This is a genomic window from Nonomuraea sp. NPDC002799 (assembly GCF_053592075.1).
This window is the reverse complement of record NZ_JBSFVA010000046.1, coordinates 37,487-57,933: the sequence shown is the minus strand read 5'-3', so window position 1 is coordinate 57,933 and position 20,447 is coordinate 37,487. Positions and strand designations below refer to the sequence as shown.

Here is a 20,447-nt window from a genome sequence, read left to right as displayed (position 1 = left end):
AGGTCCCAGAACCCCGCGAAGCCCCTGCTAGAAGTGGTCTTGCCTAGAGATCAACTTATGGTCCAGATCGTTCTCGCCGAGCCGCGATGGCAGAAGAAGCTGATCGACGCCAACCGGCGAGGCTTGTCCGCCCTGTTCTGGTCCCATCTGAACCTGTACGGCAGGTTCGAGCTCGATATGAGCAAACAGCTCGACCTCGGGCCGGGGCCGAGCGCCGCGGGTCAACAGTCAGATGGTGTGCTCCGAGCGACGAATGATCTTGAGGTTCAGCCAAGGCGAGCCCCAAGAGCCGCAACGCGATCGTGAGGTAGGGCGTGGGACGGCGTCCACTGCCGCGGCCCACCCGCTGTCTCGCAGCCGCATGAAGGCACGGTCAGGCGGCGAACCTTGAGGTGACCGCCGCGCTCGACAGGTTCGGCGTGGCCTGCTTCGCGCTCTACTTGATGCACGACTGCAACGGGCCCCTCTTCAAGGGGTGCGGGTCCAAGAGGGCTCGGGCCTCGTCTACCGGGCCGGCTTGGCCTTGTCGGCCGGCCCTGCCTGCCCGTCGCAGAACACCTGCTTGAGGAGGTTGTCCCGGGCCTTCGCGAAGGCTGCCAGGTCGGGGGCGGTGTCTCCGTAGGTGATGGAGGCGGTCCAGGTCTTCTTGCCGTCGGGGGTGCTGTACATCGCCGCCACGTAGCCCCCCGCGGTGCTGCCGTTGTGATGCAGGACGGTGCCGCAGCCCGGGCCCAGGTCCAGGTCCTGCACGTATGTCCCGAGGCCGTAGCCGCCGAAGGGGCCGGCGCTCTTCGGGTGCGGCTTGCGCATCTCGGCCAGCAGCTTGGCCGGCACGAGCTTGCCGCTGTTCAGCGCGGAGTAGAAGGTGTGGAGGTCCTTGGTGGTGGAGATCATGTCGCCGGCGCCAGCCGCCATGGAGGGGTTCTGGCGGGTGACGTCGATCACCTTCCACTTTTCGCCGGCGTCCTGGTAACGGAAGTAGCCGTGGGCGTGCCGCCCGGCGCTGCCGACCCACTCGCCCTGCTCATCGTTGACGCGCGTCTGCACGCCGAGGAAACCGGCGTCGACGATCGCCTGGATGGCCCCCTGCAGTTCCGGGCGGTCCTGTCCGGCAGCGGCCTTCGGTGCGGCCGTGCTGTCCGCGGTGGCCGAAGCGGGTGTGGCCGCCACGGCCAGCAGCGTGGCCGCCAGTGCCGTGACTGCCACCGGCCAGAGCGCCTTCGGTGTCCGGGCCCTGGTGTTCTTGGCGGTGGGGAGGGATCCATTCACGGCCGATCGATCCTCGTTCGCGATAGTACGTGTTTTATGCAGATCGAAAGCTAGGTTGCATTCGGAATGCTGTCAATCGCGAAAAGGTGTTTCTTCCAGGTAAATGGCCACAAACTGCAGACACTCCAGACCGCGCGCGCCACGATGGCGGCGGCCGAGACCTACGGGCTCGACAGCCCCGTCGGGCGACGCCTGGCCAAGACAGCGGCGTACCTGGAACGCGTCAGCCTGGACATCATGGAATCGGCCGAGCGCTGGCGCACCCTCCTGAGGTGACGGGACTCAGCCGAACCACTTGGGGAGCCAGGCTGACCGGTTCCTGCCGATCGTCACCGACCCACCCCACCGGGCCAGCTATGACCCCGACACCAACCTGCACACTAAGGATGTGACAACCTCGCCCTGAAGTCGCTGCCGCTTGCCAAGAGCTTGCTGTCGGGGCTGGAAGGCCAGGGCGATCACGTTAGTCCTCGGGGTTTCGGCCAGGTGTCGCTGCTGTCGGGTTGTTGTTGCGTTGGTTGTCGGCGTTCCAGCTGGCCAGGAGGCGGATCGCGTCGGCTTCGTGGGTGCCGGGCGGGGGCCCGCACTGGCAAAGATCCGCGTCTCCCCTAACCCTGTTCCGCGTCGCTTGGACCGAAATGGCCTCCATCATGCTTCAGCCAGGCCTTGGCTGCTGGCGTGGGCGACATGAGCCCCGGGTTCGCCTCTGTTTCATGCGTCCCGGGGCACCGCTATGGTTCCCTCCGTGCTGTCGGCACACCATCACCACCGCTACGGTTTGCTGGCGGCCGAATATGTGGCGCCTGCGGGCGACGAGGATGCCTCCATCCGGCATGGTGACCTGGTCACACATGCCTGGCGGCACAGCCCTGGCCGCGTACGGACGAGTCTGGAGGACTTCCTGTCCGTGTCCGGGCTGTCTATCCGTGAGCAGCAACTGCTGCGGGAGCGCTACCGCTGGGACGGCGACCACGATTGACGTGGTTGACGGCGCCTGGCGGCTGGGACGGAACGGGGAGGGGATCGCCCGTGGTGCCTCGGGGATGAGGGCCCGGATGGATCCCACTCGACTCACCAGGTGAGGCGGGCGGTTGCCCGTCACAGCTCTCGTGCAGCGCTGCCCCGGGGGCGAGGAACCGGCGGACAGCCGTTGGCGCTGAGAAGAATCTTGGTCGCGCGAGTGAGGTTGCTCTTGGTCGTGAAGGTTCTTCAGCGGGTTGCCCGGTCGCGGCGTCGGCGACCTTGTCGTCGAGCAACGCGTACAGCTGGGTGGTCTCGGTGGAAGCGGGGCTTGAGCAGCAACCGAACGGCCAGTCACGTCAAGGAGCCGGGCGGGCTCGTCTTTCGTCACTGGCCGTTCGAATGCGGGTGGGGCGCTGGGACGGGTGTCGGCGGGGTTATTGAGTCGTCGGCGATGAGCGGTTCCATCTCATCCTCGTAAACGGCGCGTTGGCCTCGGGTGAGTCGCGCCGCGCCAGCAGGACCGTCCGGCGGCGAAGTGTCCGGATCGGGCGATAGCGTTCTGGCATGATCGAATCGCCCCCCTTCGAACTGCTCGACGGCTTGCTCGGCCGCCGTACCGACGATCCGGGCCTGATCGAGCTGCATCGGACCTACTCCCTGATGCCCCTTCCTGCGTTCACCGACCGGGAGGACATCTCCCCGACCGGCTCGGACACGCACGGGTTCGAGCTCACCTACCAGGCGACCGCGCGAGTGCCCGGCTGCTATCCCTCGATCCGGGTGCGGGGATGCGGTTCGCTGCTCGGCTACCTCACCAAGGTGTGGATCAGGGAGGAGTACCACTTGCCGATGGGGGACGGCCTCAGCACGGCGCTGCCCGAGCCCGAGGCACGCACGCGGGCACTGCAGAGCAGCGTCCAGGAGTACGGGAACATCGTCCACATCCTGCGCCGCGACGAGCGCAGCACCCTCGAGGCGCGCTACCACGACGACGGCCGCTTCATCTGGTTTCTCCTGACGCTCAACGAGCGGGACGAGGACGATCCTGAACTGCTGAAGTCGGCGGATGCGGTCCTGGCGGCCGCGCCGGCGCGGGAGTACCCGTCCTGGCCGGAACCCAGTGCCGACGAACCCTTCCCCGCGGCCCTGCGGGCACTGCACGACCACCAGGGCGCGCACGGGTTTGGCGAGATCGACTTCGAGATGAGCGACCACTTCACGCTCGGCGGGCCGCACGCGTGGACCGGCAACCCCGCGGCCGAACGGGAGTTCCGGGTGTTCGGCCACAACGGCAGCGGCGGTCTGGCGGCTTTCTGGCTGGTCCACCAGGGACGTTCGATCGAGGAGCAGCCCGTCGTCTTCCTCGAGAGCGAGGGCGCCATGGGGCCGGTCGCGCCGGACCTGTGTGACCTGCTCTACCTACTCGCGGGCGGCATCGGCCCTTACGAGGCCATCACCTTCGGTTCCTCCTACTGGGACGCCGACCCGCAGCCCGCGATCGCCCGCATCGCCGAGGACCACTTCGGATGGCGCGAAGCGCGCACACCTCAGGAGATCATCGACGACGCGGACAGCGAGTACTCCGACCTCATGGACCGCGTCGACGCGCTCAGCATGTATTGAGGCCCGAGATATTTCAGCTGTGAGCGCTTCTTGATCGTTCTTAGCACCCACGGCTGTCCGCCGGTTCCTCACCCCCGTGCCCGATCCGTTCGTGTGCAGGGTGTTCGTAGGCTCGGCCGCCTAACGGTTCACGGGTGTTCGCGGTCCGGCTTGGGCCTCTGCCGTTCGGCGGCTCGCCTGGCGAGCACCTTCTCCAGTGGGACGCCGGTTCCTCGACTTCGCGCCAGTCGCCTGCGGCCCTCGCCTTCTCCATGGCCACCGGCAGTCCTGCGTCGAACCCTTCCCGGTCGCGCGGATGGGACAGCGCCTGGCGGATCGCCGGCAGCGTCTTGTCCGGCAGCGGTTCCGGTGCGGTGTTCACTATGGTGGCCTCCTCGCGTGTCGGTGCACTCGAGGCAGCCAAACGCCTGGTCAGGGAGCCGTCCGAGGTTGTTGTCCCTGCCGGGTCGGCGCGCGGCACGGGTCGCGTCCATGGGAGTGTCGGGCGGGTGTGCCGGATCCCGCGCGTGCTGGTCTTCGCGTTTTGGCTGTTCAGAGCCCTACATTGCGCATGGCGTTGTCGCGCCAGCGGTCCACGGCCCTGATGTAGCGCAAAACCACGGGTGAGGCGGGCGCCCAGCGGCCGTGCTTGGCGACGACGGCGACCGGGACGCCGGCGGCGTAGGCGACGGTGGCGCCGCCGGCGCGCAGGCTGTGCGCGGTGACGGTGTGGGCGTAGGGCACGTTCGCGCGTATGGCCAGGTCGCGGACGATGACGTTGACGGCGTCGGCGCCGAGGGAGGGGCCAACGGTGCCGTGTCGGTCTTGGAGGTGCGGATGGTGACCTTCAGGCCGTCGGCGACCTCGCGCACGTCGTCGCGGGTGAGGGCGACGAGTTCGCTGCGGCGGCCCATCAGCGCCAGGCCGAGCACGAGCAGCAGCCGGTCGCGCCGCCCGATCGGCGTGCTCAGGTCGCAGGCGGCGACCATGGCGCGCAGCGCGTCGATGGTGATGGGCGGGGGCTTCGCGCTGGCCGCGGCCGCCGTCCTCGGCGCGGCGGCGTTTGTAGGCGCGCAGCGCGAGGCGGGCGGCCTCGGTGGCGGGCTGGCCAGCATGCCCGGACAGACGGTGCATGGTACGCACCGCGGCGATGGCTTGTTCGATGCTGGCTGGGGCCTGGCCGGTCTCGCACAGCTGGGAGGTGTATTCGGCCAGCGACGGATCGTGACAGGCGATACAGGAATTGTGACAGCGGGCGTCACCTCCATCTGGACAAGGCCAGTGGCGCCAAGGCCGCCCGGCCCAGTCTCGATCTGGTCCTCAAGCTGCTGCGCCAGGGCGACACGCTGAAGGTCACCCGGCTGGACCGGTTGTCGCGCTCGGTCCTGCACTTGGTCACCCTCGGGGCGGACCTGCGGATGCGCGGGGTGGGGCTGCATGTGATCGAGCAGGGCATCGACACCGACACGATGGAGGGCCGCGCGATGTTCGGAATGCTGTCGGTCCTGGCCGAGCTGCAGCGCGAGCTGATCGTGGCCAACACGATGGACGGCCTGGCCTCTGCCCGCGCCCGCGGCCGGGTCGGGGGACGCCGGCCCAAGCTCGCCGCCGACCAGGCCGCCCTCGCCCAGGAGCTGTACGACGCCAGGGTCAAGACCGTCCAGCAGATCGCGGACTTGTTCGGGGTGCCGCGCTCGACGGTGTACGGGCACCTGAAGGGCGACGCCGTACGCCGCCAGCCGAAGAAGCCCCCGGAGAGGGCGTAGGCGGGACGCCGGGTCGGCCAGTCGGCCCGCTCGGGGTCGGGTCATGGCAGGAGCCCGAGGCCGAACTGATAGGAAGATGCGGAATCGGGATGTAAGAAAGCCCTCCTTCGGACCACTTGCTCTATGAACATTTGTCCCCGACCGAAGGAACCGGCTTGCCAAACCCCCATGAGCGCTTCACCGCGCTCTACAACACCTACCAAGCGCGGGTGTACGGCTATGCGGCAAGTCGCGCCGGACATCAACTCGCGGAGGAAGTGGTCAGCGAGACCTTCCTGGTGGCCTGGCGGCGTCTGGACAGCATCCCCGACCACGCGCGGTTGCCATGGCTCCTCCGCGTCGCGCGCAACATTCTGCGCGACAACTTCCGGCAGGCCGCCCGGCGCGAATCTCTGGAAGCCGAATTGCGAACGTGGATGGAAGAGGCCGTCACCGACGTGGGCGAACACGCCACGGAGCGCGTCGCCGACTGCAGTCGGCGATCGAAGCCACCGGTACCACCCCGTCCCGAAAGCCTGTGACCGTTCCAGGAAGGACACTGCGATGAGCCGCAAGCCCGATGCGATGGACCTGCTCGCCATGGCCCGCCCGGCTTCGCTGGACCGCGGATCACGCATCTCCGCTGACGACATGCTGTTCATGGCCGCCGCCGAGGCACCACAAGAACCCTCGCGCAGGCCATCGCGCCCAAGACGGACCCTGCCGGCCGCCCCTGCCTCGCGGACCCGGTCCCGCCTGTGGGTCCTGTGGGCGCCGCTGTCCACGGCCGCGATCGTGGCCCTGGTCTTCGCGCTGGTGACGAACCTGGCATCGGCCCCTGCCGTGCTCAGTCCGCCGAGGACCAACCAGGAACTGTTTGACCTGGCCGACAGGATCGACAAGCTCCCCGCAGAGAGCGGCGCCTACTGGCACGAGGTGAGGATCGACGGTAACAGCCTGTCCACCGGCGGCTACAGGCTCGTGCTGGTCGGCCGCCGCGAGACCTGGCAGCCTCGCGACCTCGCTGATCTGGTGCTCACGCAGGTGTGGCGGCAGGTCAGCGCCCGTCCGGCCACGGCCGAGGACGAGCGCGCCTGGCGGGCGGCGGGAGCTCCCGCCCGGGTCAAGGGGCACTGCGAGAACAGCGGGCCGTGCGGTTCGATTCCGGTCGCCGACGAGCCGGAGGACTGCAGGTACACCTTGAGAATAGATCCCACGGGAAACTATCCCGACACTACGGTCAGCGAGTTCACCATGGCGGATCTGGCGGCGATCCCCACCGAGCCGGCCGCGCTCATGAAGCAGCTTCGCGTCTACCACGAGATCTGGTACGGCCGCGGCTTCACGCAGCCTTTCGAGGAGTTCCTGCCTACCGCCGCGAACCTCCTGGGCATGCCGCTCAGCCCCGCCCAGCGCGCCGCGATCATCCGCGTCCTGGCCGGTCTGCCGACCACCAAGGTCGTGGGCACAGTGACGGATCCGCTGGGCAGAAGGGGTATATCCGTGGACTTCGGCGGGGCGGGAGGCTCCCTGGTGTACTCCAACAAGCCGCGCAAGGAATTGCCGGTCTACTCCAGGCAGATCCTGGATCCGGGGACGGGGGAGACGCTCTCGCACGTTTCCTATGCGGCCCGCACCGCTTTGGGGACGGCCAAGGGTGAGGTCATGGGCTACCAGGCCCGCGGCCTCGAGTCGGGCTGGACCGGGCCGCCGGCTTCTCCACCGAAGGGGTGCAAGAAGGGGAAGTGAAAGGGTGCCGACCCCGGCGGCGATGAGCGCGCGGCCGGGGTCTGCGCGGTAGACGACTCAGCTGACAGGCGCGTTCAAGTAGTTCTGGATCTCCGCAGGGGCGACAACGGCGCTCACGCGGCCTTGGCTCCCTGCATGGATCAGCTGGCCTGCTGGACTTCCAGGCCCGAGACTGGCCCGAGGTCGAGCTGTTTGCTCATGTTGAGCTCGAACTTGCCATACATGTTCTTATCTGGACAATCGCTTGGGATGACCACGGAGTTTCTCCTCATTGACGCGTCTTCGTCGCATACGTTGACCCACATCCCTGCTGCCGCAAGGCGAAGAGGCCGAGATGAGGGTCGTCAAGGAGCGGGAGGGCGGCATCGTCCGCCGGGTACTGCTGGTCGATGAGGCGGGTGAGCCGGTAAGCCCTGTCTGCCGGTTTCTGGCGTATCTGGCCGATCGGGAGTTCTCGCCGAACACGTTGAGCGCGTACGGCTATGACCTGCGCTACCTGTTCCTCTTCCTGACGCGGGAGAGCCTCGGCCGGCGGGAGTTGCGCCCGTCGGACATGCTGCGGCTGCTGGCGTTTCTGCGGCGGGTGCCCAGCCGTCGTCCTGCTGGCCGGGGCGGCCGCGGCCGCCTGGCTGGGCACCATCTGGCTCTGAACCCGCCTTCAGCGGGTGGTGAACGCTCCGCCGTTGACGTGGATGGTCTGGCCGGTGATGTGCCGGGCGCCGGGAGAGGCGAGGAAGAAGATGGTCTGGGCGATGTCGTCGGGCGTGCCTGGCCGCTTGACGAGGGTTTCCTCCACAAGCTTCCGGTGGCGTTCCTCGGTCATCCCGGCGCCGAAGAAGTTGGTGCCGGTGACGTACCCGGAGGAGATGACGTTGCAGGTGACGTCGTGCGGGCCGAGCGTGGCGGCGAGGGAGGCGTTCCAGGCGGCGAGGGCGGCCTTGGCGGCGCCGTAGGAGCCGCCAAGGCGTTCGGCGCCGATCGACCCGATGCTGATGATCGCGCTCCCCGGCGCGAGCCTGTCGCGGACCGCGGCCGTGGTGAGGACCGCGGTGAGCACGTTGGCGAAGACGTTGGACAGCCACTCCTGGGCGACCGCCTCCAGCGGTGGCGTCCCGTCGGCCGGGGCGGCGGGCAGGCCGCCGGCGGCGTTGACGAGCACGTCGAGCGAGCCGCCCAGCTCTGCGGCCATCGCGGCCACCTGCTCAGGCGAGGCGGAGTCGCAGGCCAGCCCGCGCACGCCGAGCTCCTCGGTGGCGGGCTCGACGGTCTCCAGGTGGCGGCCGGTGATGACGACGTCGGCGCCGTCGGCGGCGAAGCGGGCGGCGACGGCCCGGCCGATGCCGCTGGTTCCTCCGGTGACGAGTACGGTCCTGCCCATGTTTCCCCCTGACTGCTATGTTTAGACCTTAACATAGCGGAGGATGCCCAGATGGCCGACAGTCCGACCACCCCTGCGGAGATCGCCGCCGCCTGGCAGCGCGAGCGTCCCGGCACGCCGACCGACTCCATCGAGATCGTGACGCCGATCTGGCGGCTGGCCAAGATTCTTGCCGACGACCGCGTCCGCGTGCTGCGCGCCGCGGGGATCGACGCGGCCACGCTCGACCTGCTGTCGGTGCTGCGCCGTTCCGGGCCGCCCTACAGGCTGAGCACCCGCGAGCTGGCTCGCCGCACGCTGGTGACGGCCGGGGCGATCTCCCAGCGCGTGGCCAAGGCCGAACGGGAGGGCCTGATCGGGCGCAGCCCCGGCGACACCGGGCGCAAGAGCGTCGCCGTGACGCTGACGGACGCGGGTCACGCGCTCATCGAGCGGTCGGTCGACTCGGTTCTCGGGCGGGAGACGTCCCTGGTCGCGGGGCTGACGGCGGTGGAGCGGGACACGCTGGCGGGGCTGCTGAAGAAGCTGACCATCGATGTCCAGCACAGGATCGCGACCACGGAGCCGCCTCACGTCAGCAGCTCGTGACCGCGTTCAGGGGTCGAGCCGGCGTCCCGTACGCGCGCCGCGCAGGACGTCCCTGATCGCGGTGATGACCAGTTCGGGCTCGTCGTCGTGGATGTAGTGACCGGCCCGATCGGCGATGACGTGCCGGCTGTTGGCCGACAGCCGGGCCAGGTCCGCGTTGAGGCGGTGCCAGTGGCGTCAGCCTCGGGAACCGGGTCGGCCGGGGCACGGGTCCAGGACCACGAGTGACCTGTCGCCCAGCGCCCCTCGGCCAGGGATCGGTCGGCTGACGTCAGCCGTTTCAGCGCCCGATGCTCGCGCAACATGGGGTACCGGTGAGAATCGTGCTAGATGCCCCAAACGAGCGACATCGCCGCAGATCACGGTGCGCAACTAGGCGGGCCGCCGAGGGCGGGTTTCGGTTCGGGCGTTCGGGGATGAGTCCGGCGCCGCCATCGTGATAACGGCGGGAGGGACGTTTTCGCAGGTCGCGTTGCTCGCTAACAACTCTTATGTCAACCCGTCCAGAGGCTCCCGGTTACTCAGCGCTACCTGGCGGCTCGGGACATGTTCGGGAGCGGAGGGCCCTTTGGGGCCGTTGGGGGGCTGGGTTCTACCAGCACCCCAACAGCAGAACCGCGAAGGTCGCGTGTCCGACCTCAGGGGTCGGCGGCCCGCCCGGCTACTGCAGATCGTCAGTTGAGCTTGATGTTGAACTGGGCCTTGTACTCATCCGCTGGGGGTTCGCCGTGCAGGGCCCGGACGTACCGGCTGCCGCCGCCACTGATCCACTCTGGGACGACCCTTACGTGCCGGTTGGTGTCGACTTGCAGCCAGTGATAGTAGGCGCCTTTGTCGATGAACCGCCAGCGACCGGCGTTGGCTTTGGAGCTAACCGCTTGCAGGTATCCGTCCTTGGAGTCGAGCCAGTAGCCCTCGTAGTACCCGTCTGTCATCTTGAGCAGGCAGGAGAACCCGTCGCTCTCTTTCTTCAGGTCCGAGAACAAGTACCGCTGACTGGCGATCTTGCCGTCTCTCTGACTGGTATACGCCAGGTACGAGCTGTAATAGATCTCGTTATCGCTGCCGTCGTACTGGAAGGTCAGCTTGGTCTGACCGATCTCCGTTCCCACGTAGATGAAGCCGACGGAACCGTTGCTGGGGGCCATGGCGAAGCTTCTGGCTGCGGGGTGGGCGGATGCCGTGGCGGCGGCGGGCGCCGGGGCCACGGCCACGGCGAGCAGGGCCAGGGTTGTTAGTCCCGTCGCGATTCCCCGCCGCCGGCTCTGCCGGCGGCCTATGCCGCTTGTGGAGGAAGAGCAGTGGTTTCCCTGACGGGGAATATTGCTAATCGTAATCACTTAGTAACTATAAGTTATGAAGCCATGAATGATCCACCCCATGCTGGACGGCTTCGGCCCCACCCTCGGTGGACGGCGTCATTGCGCACCGTGGCCTGCGGGATGTCGCTCGTTTGGGCCGTACGGCGCGATTCTTATCATCGGGCCATCTACGTCCAGCCCAGCTCTGAAGCCGTCGCCGCCGCGCTCGCCGAACACGACCCAGGCCGCCGACGCCACTGACCGGCCACAACTCGCTGAAGAGAGCGCTCGATGCCCCGATCGACACCGCACAGGTTCCGCCTGCTCCTGCTGCGGGGTGCACCGGACCCGTCGATGCCAGCCGCGACCGGGTCGGGGGCGGGCACGAGGTGCTCAGCGACGGCACGGCGGCACCAGGCGGTCACTTCGGGGGCGTCACCCGCAGGCCGGGATCGAGCGGCCCGCCGGACGACAGCGACGCGCCATGACGAAGGGCCCGCTGCTCAGTCGTACTCATCGTGACGCCTCGAAAGCGTGCAACAGGAAGGCCAGCACATCAGCGAGCAAGGCATGTTCCTGCTCTCGGGTCGAGCCGGCGCCGTGACCGCCGTGCTCCTCAACACGCAGCAGCACCGGCCGGCCGGAGGCGCTGGCCGCCTGCAGGCGGGCGGCCAGCTTCGCCGGCTGCCACGGCGGCACCCGCGCGTCGCGCCGTCCGGTGGTCAGCAGCACCGCCGGGTACGGCACGCCGTCCTCGACCCGCAGGTAGGCATCGGCGATCAGCAGACCGCGCAGGCCGTCCTCAGTGGTGACGCTGCCGAACTCCGGCACGTTGATCGGCCCGTTCTCGCTGAACTCGGTCCGTGTGGCGTTGACCGTCGGCACCTGCATCGCCATGGCAGCCCACAGCTCCGGCCGGCGCACCAGCGCGCCGCCGGTAGGGATGCCGCCGGCGCTGACGCCCTCGCCCGCCAGCCGTCCCTGCCGGGTGTAGCCCAGGGCGATGAGGTGCTCGGCGCAGTCGATGAAGTCCGTGATGGTCGCCTCCTTGCGCAGGCCACGCCCGGCCTCGTGCCACTCCCGGCCATAGGCGCCGCCACCGCGCAGGTGCGTCACGGCGTAGACGCCGCCACGCTCGTACCAGGCGAGCATCTCGGGACGGAACTCAGGCAGCTCGGACATGCCATGGGAGCCATAGCCGGTGAGCAGGACCGGGTTGTCGCCGTCCAGCTCCAGGTCCTTGTGGTGGATGACGGTGAGCGGGATCTGTGTTCCGTCCCTCGCGGGCACATGCAGGGTGCGGGCGTGCACGTCGCCGAAGTCGACCGGTGAGCGGGGCGCCAGTCCGGTGTCCTCGAGGGTTTCGCCGTCGTAGCGGTAGAGCCGCGGCGCGTCTGTCCAACCGGCCGCCAGCAGCAGGGCCTCGGGCCGTTCCGGGTGGGTGGTCAACTCCCAGATGGCGCCCTCTACCGGCAGCGGGAGGTCGGCGGGCTCGCCGCCGGACAGGGGCACATGCCGTACCCGATGGACGCCACCGTCGAGATCGCGCACCAGCAGCCGGTCGCCGACGACCCGCACCGCCTCCACCACGCGCTCACCCGCGGGCACGACCACCCGGGCTCGAGACAGATCCGGTACGGCAAACGGAACGGCCAGCACGTGGGAGCGGGGCGCGTCCCGATGGGAGACCAGATAGAGGGTGTCGTGGCTGGCGGCGAAGGCGGTCACGCCGTCCGCCACGCCCGCTACCTTCCGCCACGGGCAGGTGGCCGGATCGGCGAGCGCGGCTCGTGGCGCCACGTACAGCGAGCAATCGCTCAACTGCTCGCTGGTCCAGGGGCCGAGTGCGCCGCGGGAGACGATCGCCAGCATCCACTCACCGCGCGGCGGCACCACAAGGAAGGGCCGATCCTGCGGGGTCAGCTCGATGTGGGGGTTGAGCCCGCGCGCCAGCACCACCTCATCCCGCGCCGGGTCGGCGCCCAGCCGGTGCAGGAAGGAACGGCTGTCCAGGCGGCGCTCCTCCGGCGGAGCGCCCGCCGGAGGAGCCACGAAGCGGTGGAAGACGAACGACCGGCCGTCCTCCAGCCAGCTCAGGAAGGCAAAGCGCGTCGTGGGCGGGATCGTCTCCAGGATGGCACCGGAGCCGACGTCAATGACCTGGATCGTGCTCTCCTCCGACCCGGACGGGAAGACGGCGCAGGCGATGTGGCGGCCGTCGGGGGAGGGCACGTACCAGGCGATGGCGTGGTGCGCCTCGCCGGGCACGGTGTCCGGGTCGAACAGGACCCTGCTCGCTCCCTCGGGCTCACGCACCATCAGCACGAGTACGCTGGCGCCCGGTTCGCGCGCCAGGTAGAAGATCCTGTCGCCCGCCGGCGTGAAGTCCGAGTACTGCGGGAGCGCGCCGCCCAGCTCGCGGATCCGGGTCAGCAGCTCCTCCCGGCGGGGCAGGGTGTCCAGCTGCTCGCGGGCATGGCTGGCCTGGCCGTCGAGCCAGCGGTGGAACTCCTCGCCGTCCGCCTCCATCCACCGGTAGGCATCGTCGAGCGTGACGCCGTGGTGAACGTCGCGCACCACGTCCACTCGGGCGATCGGGGGGCCGCTGATGTCGCTCATCCGCATGATCATAGGCGGCGCTCGCGAAGCCGGGTGAGCTGGTGACGGTGACCGAGATCGCCGCCGTGCCGTCGCGCTCGGCTATGCGAGTCGATGACGCGACAGCGGGTCATGCAGCTGGCCACATCCGACCCGGCCTGGCCTGTGCCGCAGGTCGAGTGGCAGCAGGTGGGCCGTTACTGGCTGATCCTCTTGCGACGACTGCCTGAAGAGCTGTTTCACGGCGCGCGATTGCCCTGCTACCTGGGTCAACTCCGCTCGGGTGTACTTGGTGACAGCTTCCTTAACGACAGGTCCGCCGTGAGTTCAGCCGAATTGAAGGACTTTCATCGCGAACATGCGCGAGTTCGGTTGGTGAGGGGAAAATGCGGAGAGTTAATCAGAGTTCCCGTTGTCTTTGATGACTCTTAGTAGTCGGCCAAGTGAGGCAAGTAGGGTGTCCGCGTACTTGCCTCACCGATATCCAGGGGGCGCAGGCCGTCGAGGATGACGGCGAGGTTGCGCCGCCACTGGTCCGGTCTGGCGGTCAGGCCGATGGTGCGGTCAGCGGGTATGGCGGTGGCCAGTAGGAACGGGATGTCGCGCCAGTCGAGGTCGACGCGGATCGCGCCGGCTGCCTGCACGTCTTCGATCAGGTGGCGGACCTCCTCGCGAAGTCGGTCGATGTGGAGCGCGAGGTCGAGGGGATCGGCGTCCGCCCCGGACAGCGCGGCGTGCAGGCCGCAGCTCGACGCGCGTAGCTGCACGTAGGCCTCGGCGAAGCCGGCGAAGGCCGTCCACGGGTCCGGCTCCTGGCGGGCGCGGGTGGCCAACTCGGTCATCTCCGTCAGGGTGTCGATGAGGATAGCGGCCAGCAAGGCGTTGAGCGACGGGACGCGGCGGTACAGGGTGCCGAGCCCGACTCCGGCGCGGTTGGCGACGTCGCGGGCGGTAATGTCGAGCCCCTTCTCATTGAGCGCCGCCCGCGCGGCGGCCACAAGACGCTCGGCGTTGCGGCGCGCGTCGGCGCGCAGCCGGGTGCCGTCGTCAGCGAACAGGGCCTCAACCGCGGTCATACCCCCAGACTAACGTAACCGGATCAAGATGTTCCAGTTATAGTGAGCAACCGGAACAAGTTGATCCGGTTGTGAGGTGGCAGATGCATCAGCAAATTGGGGTCGGGATCCTGGGGGCCAACCCGGACCGAGGATGGGCGGCGCGAGCGCACGTCCCCGCCATCAATGCCTCGCCGCACTTCGCCCTTGCGGCGGTGGCGACGACCCGGGCCGAGAGCGCGCACGCCGCACGTGAACGCTTCGGCGCCGCGCACGCCTTCACCGATCCCGTGGCCCTGTCCCGGCATCCCGACGTGGACCTCGTCGTGGTGACCGTCAAGGTGCCGGCGCACGTCGAGCTGGTCACGGCCGCCCTGCAGGCGGGCAAGCACGTGTACTGCGAATGGCCGCTCACCCGCACCAGCACCGAAGCCGCGGCGCTGGCCGAGGCGGCGGAGCAGGCCGGTGTCCTCGCCGTCGTCGGTCTGCAGGCGCGTTTCGCGCCGGCCGTGGCGCGGGCGCGCGAGATGATCGCCGACGGCGCGATCGGCACCGTCCTGTCGGCGAACCTCTTCAGCTCCCGCGCCAAAGGCGGAACGCTCGACGTCCCGGCGTGGACGGCCTACACCTACGACGCGACCACCGGCGCCGGGCTCGTCGAGGTCCTCGGCGGGCACATGCTCGACCTGGTGCAGCACGTGCTCGGTCCCATCGGTGACCTCAGCGCGCGCACCGCCGTACGGGTCCAGGAACACCGCATCGCCGAAACCGGCGAGGCGATCGCGGTCACCGCACCTGACCAGTTCCTGGCCATCGCCGAACTCGACGGCGGCGCCGTGGTGGCCGTGCACGTGCACGACGGCGAGACCGCCCGCCCCCATACCCGGCTGGAGATCTCCGGCACGGCCGGCAAGCTCATGTTGCTGTCCGCACCCGAGACCGAGCCGCAGGCGGCGCAGCCGCAGATCAGCCCGCTCGACCTGTGGCACTGGCGGCCGGGCGCGACGGCGCCCGACCCCATCCTGCCGGACGCCGACGAAGCCTCCGCGCTGCCGATCGAGGCGGCCAATGTCGCACGCCTGTACCGACGACTGGCCGCCGACCTGCACGATCACACCCGGCACGGGCCAAGCTTCCGCGACGCCCAACGGCTGCACGCTTTGATCGAGCGCATTTCGAGTGAACCCGAACGCGCCAAGTCCTCGTGATGAACGTATGGCAGCAACGGCCTGAACGAGCTGCTGCTGCATTCCGGCCTACTTGCTTGACAGACCTTCAAGCGACTGACCAGCCAGTTCGCTTGACTACCCCGGATAACCAGTTGAGGCACCGCTCCAATGGGATCACTGCTGGGACGCCTGGTCGAGTTCGTCGGAGAGCAGGTGCCCGGCGACGGCGGAGTATCTGGCGGCAGTGCTGTGGGAGATCCCGAAGACCAACGACAGGTGGAGCGGGTCCGCCCTCGCGGCGAGGGCTTCGTGGAGGATGCGGTCCTTGCGTATCCGGTCGACGCTGCATCCGGTGCGGTTCATCCGCAGCGTCACGAATTGCTGGCTGATCGGGCCGGTGCCGTGGGCGGTCTTGTCGCTGATGAGGACGTGTGGGTTGGAGGTGTGCGGCCAGGTGGTGCGGCGGTGGCGGAGCCAGCGGCGGAGCGCTCTGTGGCTGAGGTCGCCCAGTCGCTGACGACGGCCACCCAGGGTGATCCGCCGGTTGGCCAGGTCGAGGTCATCGAGCGTCAGGCCTCGGATGGCTCCGGTGCGAGCGGCGTTCTCGGCCGCCAGGGCGATGACGACTCGTCCGGCGAGGTCGTCGGCCAACTGCTCGATGGCCCGAATCTCCTCATCAGCCATTGGGAGTAGGGCGAAGTCCGCCGGGCGACCCTTCAGCCCGGTCGTCGGGTTGGAGAAGATCAGGCCGCGCTTCTTGGCGAATCCGACCAGCGACCTCAGGGCGCTGGTCGCGGAGGCACGTCGTGAGCCGCTGAGCGGTCCAAGCGCCGCGCGGATGTCGGAGCGGGTGACCTCCCGCAGGTGGTCGTAGCCCGCCGCCCAGTCGTCAAGGAACGGCCTAATGCAGCCGAAGTAGACATAGATGCTGGACGCGGACCGAGGGCGTGACCTGGTGTCGCCGTTGCGGTGCGGCCGGGCTCGGACCTCGCTGAGCGAGACACGCTCACCTGCGGGAAGGTCAGTCAGCACCGTGACGAGGCCATCCAGCACGCATCTGGTGGTGGAGGGGTTCCAGCCGCCGATTCGGCCGAGTTCTTGGGCGTGATGTGCCGCTGCCCGCAGCACCGGATCATTTGCTGTCAATGCGGGGTGCTGCCAGCGCGGCGGGACCGGCTGGCCGTTCTTGCGCCGGTAGTAGGAGGCTAACGCTGAACAGGAGTTTCTGCAGTAGACCTGATTCCGGCGTCGCTTCCCCGGCAACGGGGTGCCGCAGTGTGCGCAGTTCATCGAGGCGGTAGCGACCGCCCGGCCCCGGTGCGCGGGGTGACTTACCGATCTTGGCCGACCGCCGTGCTCTTGTCATCGTTGTGGTGCCGCGGCTCGGCGACAGCCTCGGGTTCGGGGATCAGTAGTTCGTCGACGCCGCAGCCCAGAACGGTGCAGATGACGTCGAGTTCGTCGAGCTTGACCACGTTGGGGCTTCCCGACCACAGTCCCGACATCTTGCCGGCGCTGATGACCCAGGCCACGTTCGGCGAGCATCCGCTGGAACTCGCTGGCCTTCCAGATGCCAGCGGCCCCGTTGTCCTGAGCCGGATTGTCCAGATGGTTATCTCAGACTTAGCGGGTCGCGAAACCGCCGGCCGCCCTGATCTTTCTCTGGCGATGGGATCATCATTTCTGCGAATCGCGTACTTTGCGATCCAAGAGATGGGCCGGGCATGAAGGTTGCTGAGACAGGTGGTGACCTTGGAGGCTCTCCTCAACGACGCGTACGACCTTCCAGGAGTGCCCTGTGATCATCGAGGATCTGTCCGAGCCGGAACTCGCCCTCTGGGAGGCGTTTCCCTCAGCGCGTCCTGTGGATCTTCCCGGCACCCCCGTTCGGGCTGCGATCATCGCAAGGATGTTGCTCGGCGCCCGGGAACGCCTTGCAGGGCAGACGCCCGGCATGCACCTGTCCGGCGCCCGGATCGCGGGCCGATTGGACCTGTCGTACGCCGAGGTACAACACCCTCTGGTCTTGACCAAGTGCGAGTTCGAGGAAACGCCGGTCTTCACCGGAGCCCGCACCGGCCTGGTGGACCTCGCGGCCTCCCGAGCACCCGGACTGCAGGCCGTAGACGCTGTGATCGGCGGGGCACTGCGCCTGGAAGGCTGCGAGATGGCCGGCCCGATCCAGCTCGCCGGGGCCCACGTGTCCGGGACGCTGAATCTCAGCGGCGCAGCGATCCACGCACTTCAGGCCGTCCATGCCGACGGCCTGATTGTCGACCGTGATCTTCTGTGCGCGAACGCCGTCATCGGCGGTGAGTTACGCGTTGTTGGCGCCAGGATCGGCGGGACGATGACCCTCGATGGCGCACGGGTCGGGCGGTCAGGCGGCTTCAGCCTCACCGCCGAGGGGGTCGTCATCGACGGCGGGTTGTCGTGTGCCCGCGGTTTTCGCTCCTGGGGGGAGCTGAGCGTGCAGGACGCCCGGATAGGGCGCCGGTGCGTCTTCAGCGGAGCCCATCTGTCCAACCCGGACGGCATCGCCCTGAACGCGGAGAGACTCAGTGTCGAGGGCGGGCTGCGCATCGATGACGGCTTCTCGACCGAAGGTGAAGTCCTTCTGCGCGGAGCCCGCGTGGCCGGTTCGCTTCGTTTCGCGCAGGCGAGCCTCGCCAATCCGGGAAGACGCGCGCTGAACGCGCCGCTGATGGAGATCGGCAGCGGACTGCGGCTCACACCAGGTTTTGTGGCGAACGGAGAGGTCTTTCTGGACTCCACCCAGGTCCGCGGATCGGTCAACCTCGACGGCGGGACGTTGTCCAACCCGGGTGCGACGGCGCTTTCCCTGCGTCGGCTGGGGGTCACCGGCAGGCTCAGCTGCAGCGAAGGCTTCCGTGCCGACGGGGAGATCGTGCTCATCAACGCCCGAATCGAGGGCAGCTTGGAGTTTCACGGTGCCGCCCTCAGTAATCCCGGCGGACGGGTTCTGTCCCTGTGGGAGGTGAACGCGGGCGGGGGCATCGACTGCTGCGAAGGCTTCGCGGCCACCGGAGACGTCTCGATCAGGAACTCCCGCATCGCCGCCACACTGTGCCTTGCGGAGACCACCATCGACGGTGACCTTCACCTTCGTGGTGTAGAAGCGGCTTCGCTGAAGATCGGGCCCCAGACGGAACTGCTGCGGGCCGTCGACCTTCGCCACAGTCGGGTCGGCGTACTCGATGACGCTCCCAGCCGGTGGCCTGCTCACGTCCTGATGAACGGCTTCACCTATGACGGCCTGGAGGCTCCCCTGCCTGTCCAGGAGCGACTTGACTGGCTGGCCAGGGAGGACTACCAACCTCAACCCTATGAGCAATTGGCCGCCGTCTACCGCCGGCAGGGCCACGATGAGGCTGCTCGGGACGTGCTGCTCGCCAAACAGCGTCGCCGCCGCTCGGGGCGGCGGCTCGGGGCACGGCTGTGGGGATATGTGCAGGACTGGACCGTCGGGTACGGCTATCGACCCTTCCGCGCTGCGCTCTGGCTCGCAGCCCTTCTCCTTATCGGCACGGTCGTTTTCACCGCCCACCAGCCACCGGCCTTCAAGCCAGGCGAGGCTCCCCCCTTCAACGCCTTTCTCTACACCCTGGACCTGCTCCTCCCGATCATCAGCTTCGGCCAGGAGAGCGCCTTCGGCCCGCGCGGAGCACAACAGTGGCTCGCCGCGGCGATGATCACTGCAGGGTGGATCCTCGCAACGACCATCCTGGCAGGCCTCACTCGCGCACTCTCCCGCCAATAACGCGACCAGAAGCGGTCACCTTGACGCCCTCTCAGCAGCCACTGACAGGGTGATCCACCCAGGAACTGGGGCCACGGTCAGCAGAGCACCTCCGTCTTTGTTGTCACCCAGAGTTACTTTGCCCCGGGTGAAGCGGACGTCGACGCCCACAACCAGGTGCTGACCGTTCATATCGCGGAGCTGGCGGCGGTCGACGCTCACCGCCACGATGAGGAGGAACCCGCCGATCCGGCCCGCGCCTCGGCCTATCTGCTGCGCCGTGAGCGCGAGCACTGGGCCGAGCTCCATCATCGTCTGCCTGAACCGCTGGCCAGCGACCCGATCACCATGGGCCGGACGGTTTTCACCGCTACGTTCACCCGGCCGCTGGCCCGCCCGGACGCCCGGCTGGCGTTACAGCATGCCGATCTGGTCGAGACCGTCGAGCGGGCCGACACACTGCATGATGATCACTGTTACTGCTATCCGCCGGCCGAGGCCGGCACGGTGCTGGAGCCGCTGTATCCGGATCGGCTCGCGGAAGACTTCGCCGCCTTGGCCATTCCCGATCGCACTTCGGCTGAGCCCGCTGATGACGACTGGGCCCCTCACGCCTTGTCCAGCCTGCTTCCCGACCCGGCCGGGCAAGCTGACCAGGTGCAGGCGCCGCCGTGGACCCGCCCGGCCCTGACCATGCTGATCGAGACCGCTCGCCGGTGGCCGCATGTGGCCACCACGCAGCTGTACCCGCTGCTCACCACCCGGCCCGCGTTGATGCTGCACGCCGGCGGCGCTGCCCTGGCCCGCCTGGCCACTCTGCCCGGCATCGAACCAGCCCTGGTACAAGCCATCGAAGCCCACCTACCGGCCGACCGGCACATCGACCTGGACATCGGCATGGCCGCGCTGTCCACCCGGCTGGCCACCACCACCGACTCAGCCCAGCACGCCGCCCTACACGCCGGCCACGCCCTACGCCTGGCCAACGTCGGCTGAGTGGTTCCGCCGCCGGATACGGCAGATCCGCTGGAAGGAATGGAAACGCTGCTCGGCCAAGCGCCGGAACCTCCGCCGATTGGGCATCCCCGCCCACACGGCACGGGAGGGGGCCATCGGCAGCAAGGGGTACTGGCGCATCACCGGGTCACCAGTTCTCCGGTGTGCTCTGCCCAACGCTCACTGGGAAGACCTTAACCTGCTTGGACTCCAGAACACCTGGTGCGGGCTCAGAACCACGGCTTGACGAACCGCCGGATGCAGGCCCGCATCC

The 20,447-nt window shown here is 68.4% G+C and carries 20 protein-coding genes and 1 pseudogene; 12 read left to right on the top strand and 9 right to left on the bottom strand.

Annotated features, from left to right (window positions below):
* Positions 1-57 precede the first annotated feature (57 nt).
* Entirely contained in the window at positions 58-306 is a 249-nt protein-coding gene (locus tag ACWD0F_RS45435; protein WP_449888358.1) for a hypothetical protein, read from the top strand.
* 198 nt (positions 307-504) lie between these two features.
* Here ACWD0F_RS45435 and ACWD0F_RS45430 read toward each other — a convergent pair whose 3' ends face one another.
* On the bottom strand, positions 505-1,269 hold the full coding sequence (locus ACWD0F_RS45430) for a serine hydrolase (RefSeq protein ID WP_449888357.1): 765 nt from the start codon (positions 1,267-1,269) through the stop codon (positions 505-507).
* 66 nt (positions 1,270-1,335) lie between these two features.
* On the opposite strand from ACWD0F_RS45430, the gene ACWD0F_RS45425 reads away from it, so the two are divergent.
* The 3 genes from ACWD0F_RS45425 to ACWD0F_RS45415 all read left to right on the top strand — a co-directional run bounded on the left by ACWD0F_RS45425 (position 1,336) and on the right by ACWD0F_RS45415 (position 3,855).
* Entirely contained in the window at positions 1,336-1,545 is a 210-nt protein-coding gene (locus ACWD0F_RS45425; RefSeq protein ID WP_449888355.1) for a hypothetical protein, read from the top strand.
* A 469-nt stretch (positions 1,546-2,014) separates the two neighbouring features.
* Positions 2,015-2,248 (top strand): hypothetical protein, encoded by a 234-nt coding sequence (locus ACWD0F_RS45420; protein ID WP_449888353.1) that lies wholly within the window; start codon positions 2,015-2,017, stop codon positions 2,246-2,248.
* 548 nt (positions 2,249-2,796) lie between these two features.
* Positions 2,797-3,855 (top strand): hypothetical protein, encoded by a 1,059-nt coding sequence (locus ACWD0F_RS45415; protein ID WP_449888352.1) that lies wholly within the window; start codon positions 2,797-2,799, stop codon positions 3,853-3,855.
* A gap of 40 nt (positions 3,856-3,895) precedes the next feature.
* Here ACWD0F_RS45415 and ACWD0F_RS45410 read toward each other — a convergent pair whose 3' ends face one another.
* Positions 3,896-4,216 (bottom strand): DUF6247 family protein, encoded by a 321-nt coding sequence (locus ACWD0F_RS45410; RefSeq protein WP_449888350.1) that lies wholly within the window; start codon positions 4,214-4,216, stop codon positions 3,896-3,898.
* 170 nt (positions 4,217-4,386) lie between these two features.
* Positions 4,387-4,578, bottom strand: a complete 192-nt coding sequence (locus ACWD0F_RS45405) for a hypothetical protein (RefSeq protein ID WP_449888348.1) — start codon at positions 4,576-4,578, stop codon at positions 4,387-4,389.
* Positions 4,579-5,003: 425 nt separating this feature from the next.
* On the opposite strand from ACWD0F_RS45405, the gene ACWD0F_RS45400 reads away from it, so the two are divergent.
* The 4 genes and pseudogenes from ACWD0F_RS45400 to ACWD0F_RS45385 form a co-directional block, all read left to right on the top strand.
* Positions 5,004-5,600 (top strand): recombinase family protein, encoded by a 597-nt coding sequence (locus tag ACWD0F_RS45400; RefSeq protein WP_449888372.1) that lies wholly within the window; start codon positions 5,004-5,006, stop codon positions 5,598-5,600.
* A gap of 155 nt (positions 5,601-5,755) precedes the next feature.
* Positions 5,756-6,121, top strand: coding sequence for an RNA polymerase sigma factor (locus ACWD0F_RS45395; RefSeq protein WP_449888346.1), 366 nt, complete (start codon positions 5,756-5,758; stop codon positions 6,119-6,121).
* 22 nt (positions 6,122-6,143) lie between these two features.
* Positions 6,144-7,328 carry a hypothetical protein gene (locus ACWD0F_RS45390; protein WP_449888344.1) on the top strand — a complete coding sequence of 395 codons (1,185 nt, stop codon included), beginning with the start codon at positions 6,144-6,146 and terminating at the stop codon, positions 7,326-7,328.
* 334 nt (positions 7,329-7,662) lie between these two features.
* Positions 7,663-7,896, top strand: a pseudogene (locus ACWD0F_RS45385) (site-specific integrase); the annotation flags it as partial.
* Between the two features lie 90 nt (positions 7,897-7,986).
* Here the strand turns inward: ACWD0F_RS45385 and ACWD0F_RS45380 are convergent.
* On the bottom strand, positions 7,987-8,706 hold the full coding sequence (locus ACWD0F_RS45380) for an SDR family NAD(P)-dependent oxidoreductase (protein WP_449888342.1): 720 nt from the start codon (positions 8,704-8,706) through the stop codon (positions 7,987-7,989).
* Positions 8,707-8,757: 51 nt separating this feature from the next.
* Here ACWD0F_RS45380 and ACWD0F_RS45375 point away from each other — a divergent pair, with 51 nt between their 5' ends.
* The gene (locus ACWD0F_RS45375; RefSeq protein WP_449888339.1) at positions 8,758-9,294 is read left to right on the top strand and encodes a MarR family winged helix-turn-helix transcriptional regulator; all 537 of its coding nucleotides are present in this window, start codon (positions 8,758-8,760) and stop codon (positions 9,292-9,294) included.
* Positions 9,295-9,968: 674 nt separating this feature from the next.
* On the opposite strand, the gene ACWD0F_RS45370 is transcribed toward ACWD0F_RS45375, so the two are convergent.
* From ACWD0F_RS45370 to ACWD0F_RS45360, 3 genes are all read right to left on the bottom strand, one after another.
* Positions 9,969-10,634 (bottom strand): hypothetical protein, encoded by a 666-nt coding sequence (locus tag ACWD0F_RS45370; RefSeq protein ID WP_449888337.1) that lies wholly within the window; start codon positions 10,632-10,634, stop codon positions 9,969-9,971.
* A 474-nt stretch (positions 10,635-11,108) separates the two neighbouring features.
* A complete protein-coding gene (locus ACWD0F_RS45365) occupies positions 11,109-13,214 on the bottom strand; it encodes a prolyl oligopeptidase family serine peptidase (protein ID WP_449888335.1) in 2,106 nt (701 codons plus the stop codon).
* 407 nt (positions 13,215-13,621) lie between these two features.
* Positions 13,622-14,269, bottom strand: a complete 648-nt coding sequence (locus ACWD0F_RS45360; RefSeq protein WP_449888332.1) for a TetR/AcrR family transcriptional regulator — start codon at positions 14,267-14,269, stop codon at positions 13,622-13,624.
* An 83-nt stretch (positions 14,270-14,352) separates the two neighbouring features.
* Here ACWD0F_RS45360 and ACWD0F_RS45355 point away from each other — a divergent pair, with 83 nt between their 5' ends.
* The gene (locus ACWD0F_RS45355) at positions 14,353-15,456 is read left to right on the top strand and encodes a Gfo/Idh/MocA family protein (protein WP_449888330.1); all 1,104 of its coding nucleotides are present in this window, start codon (positions 14,353-14,355) and stop codon (positions 15,454-15,456) included.
* A gap of 135 nt (positions 15,457-15,591) precedes the next feature.
* Here the strand turns inward: ACWD0F_RS45355 and ACWD0F_RS45350 are convergent, their stop codons facing one another.
* Positions 15,592-16,449, bottom strand: a complete 858-nt coding sequence (locus ACWD0F_RS45350; protein ID WP_449888329.1) for a site-specific integrase — start codon at positions 16,447-16,449, stop codon at positions 15,592-15,594.
* A gap of 299 nt (positions 16,450-16,748) precedes the next feature.
* Positions 16,749-16,949 (bottom strand): helix-turn-helix domain-containing protein, encoded by a 201-nt coding sequence (locus ACWD0F_RS45345; protein ID WP_449888326.1) that lies wholly within the window; start codon positions 16,947-16,949, stop codon positions 16,749-16,751.
* 266 nt (positions 16,950-17,215) lie between these two features.
* On the opposite strand from ACWD0F_RS45345, the gene ACWD0F_RS45340 reads away from it, so the two are divergent.
* Positions 17,216-19,198, top strand: coding sequence for a hypothetical protein (locus tag ACWD0F_RS45340; RefSeq protein WP_449888324.1), 1,983 nt, complete (start codon positions 17,216-17,218; stop codon positions 19,196-19,198).
* Between the two features lie 156 nt (positions 19,199-19,354).
* Positions 19,355-20,173 carry a hypothetical protein gene (locus ACWD0F_RS45335; protein ID WP_449888322.1) on the top strand — a complete coding sequence of 273 codons (819 nt, stop codon included), beginning with the start codon at positions 19,355-19,357 and terminating at the stop codon, positions 20,171-20,173.
* The last annotated feature ends 274 nt before the right edge of the window (positions 20,174-20,447 follow it).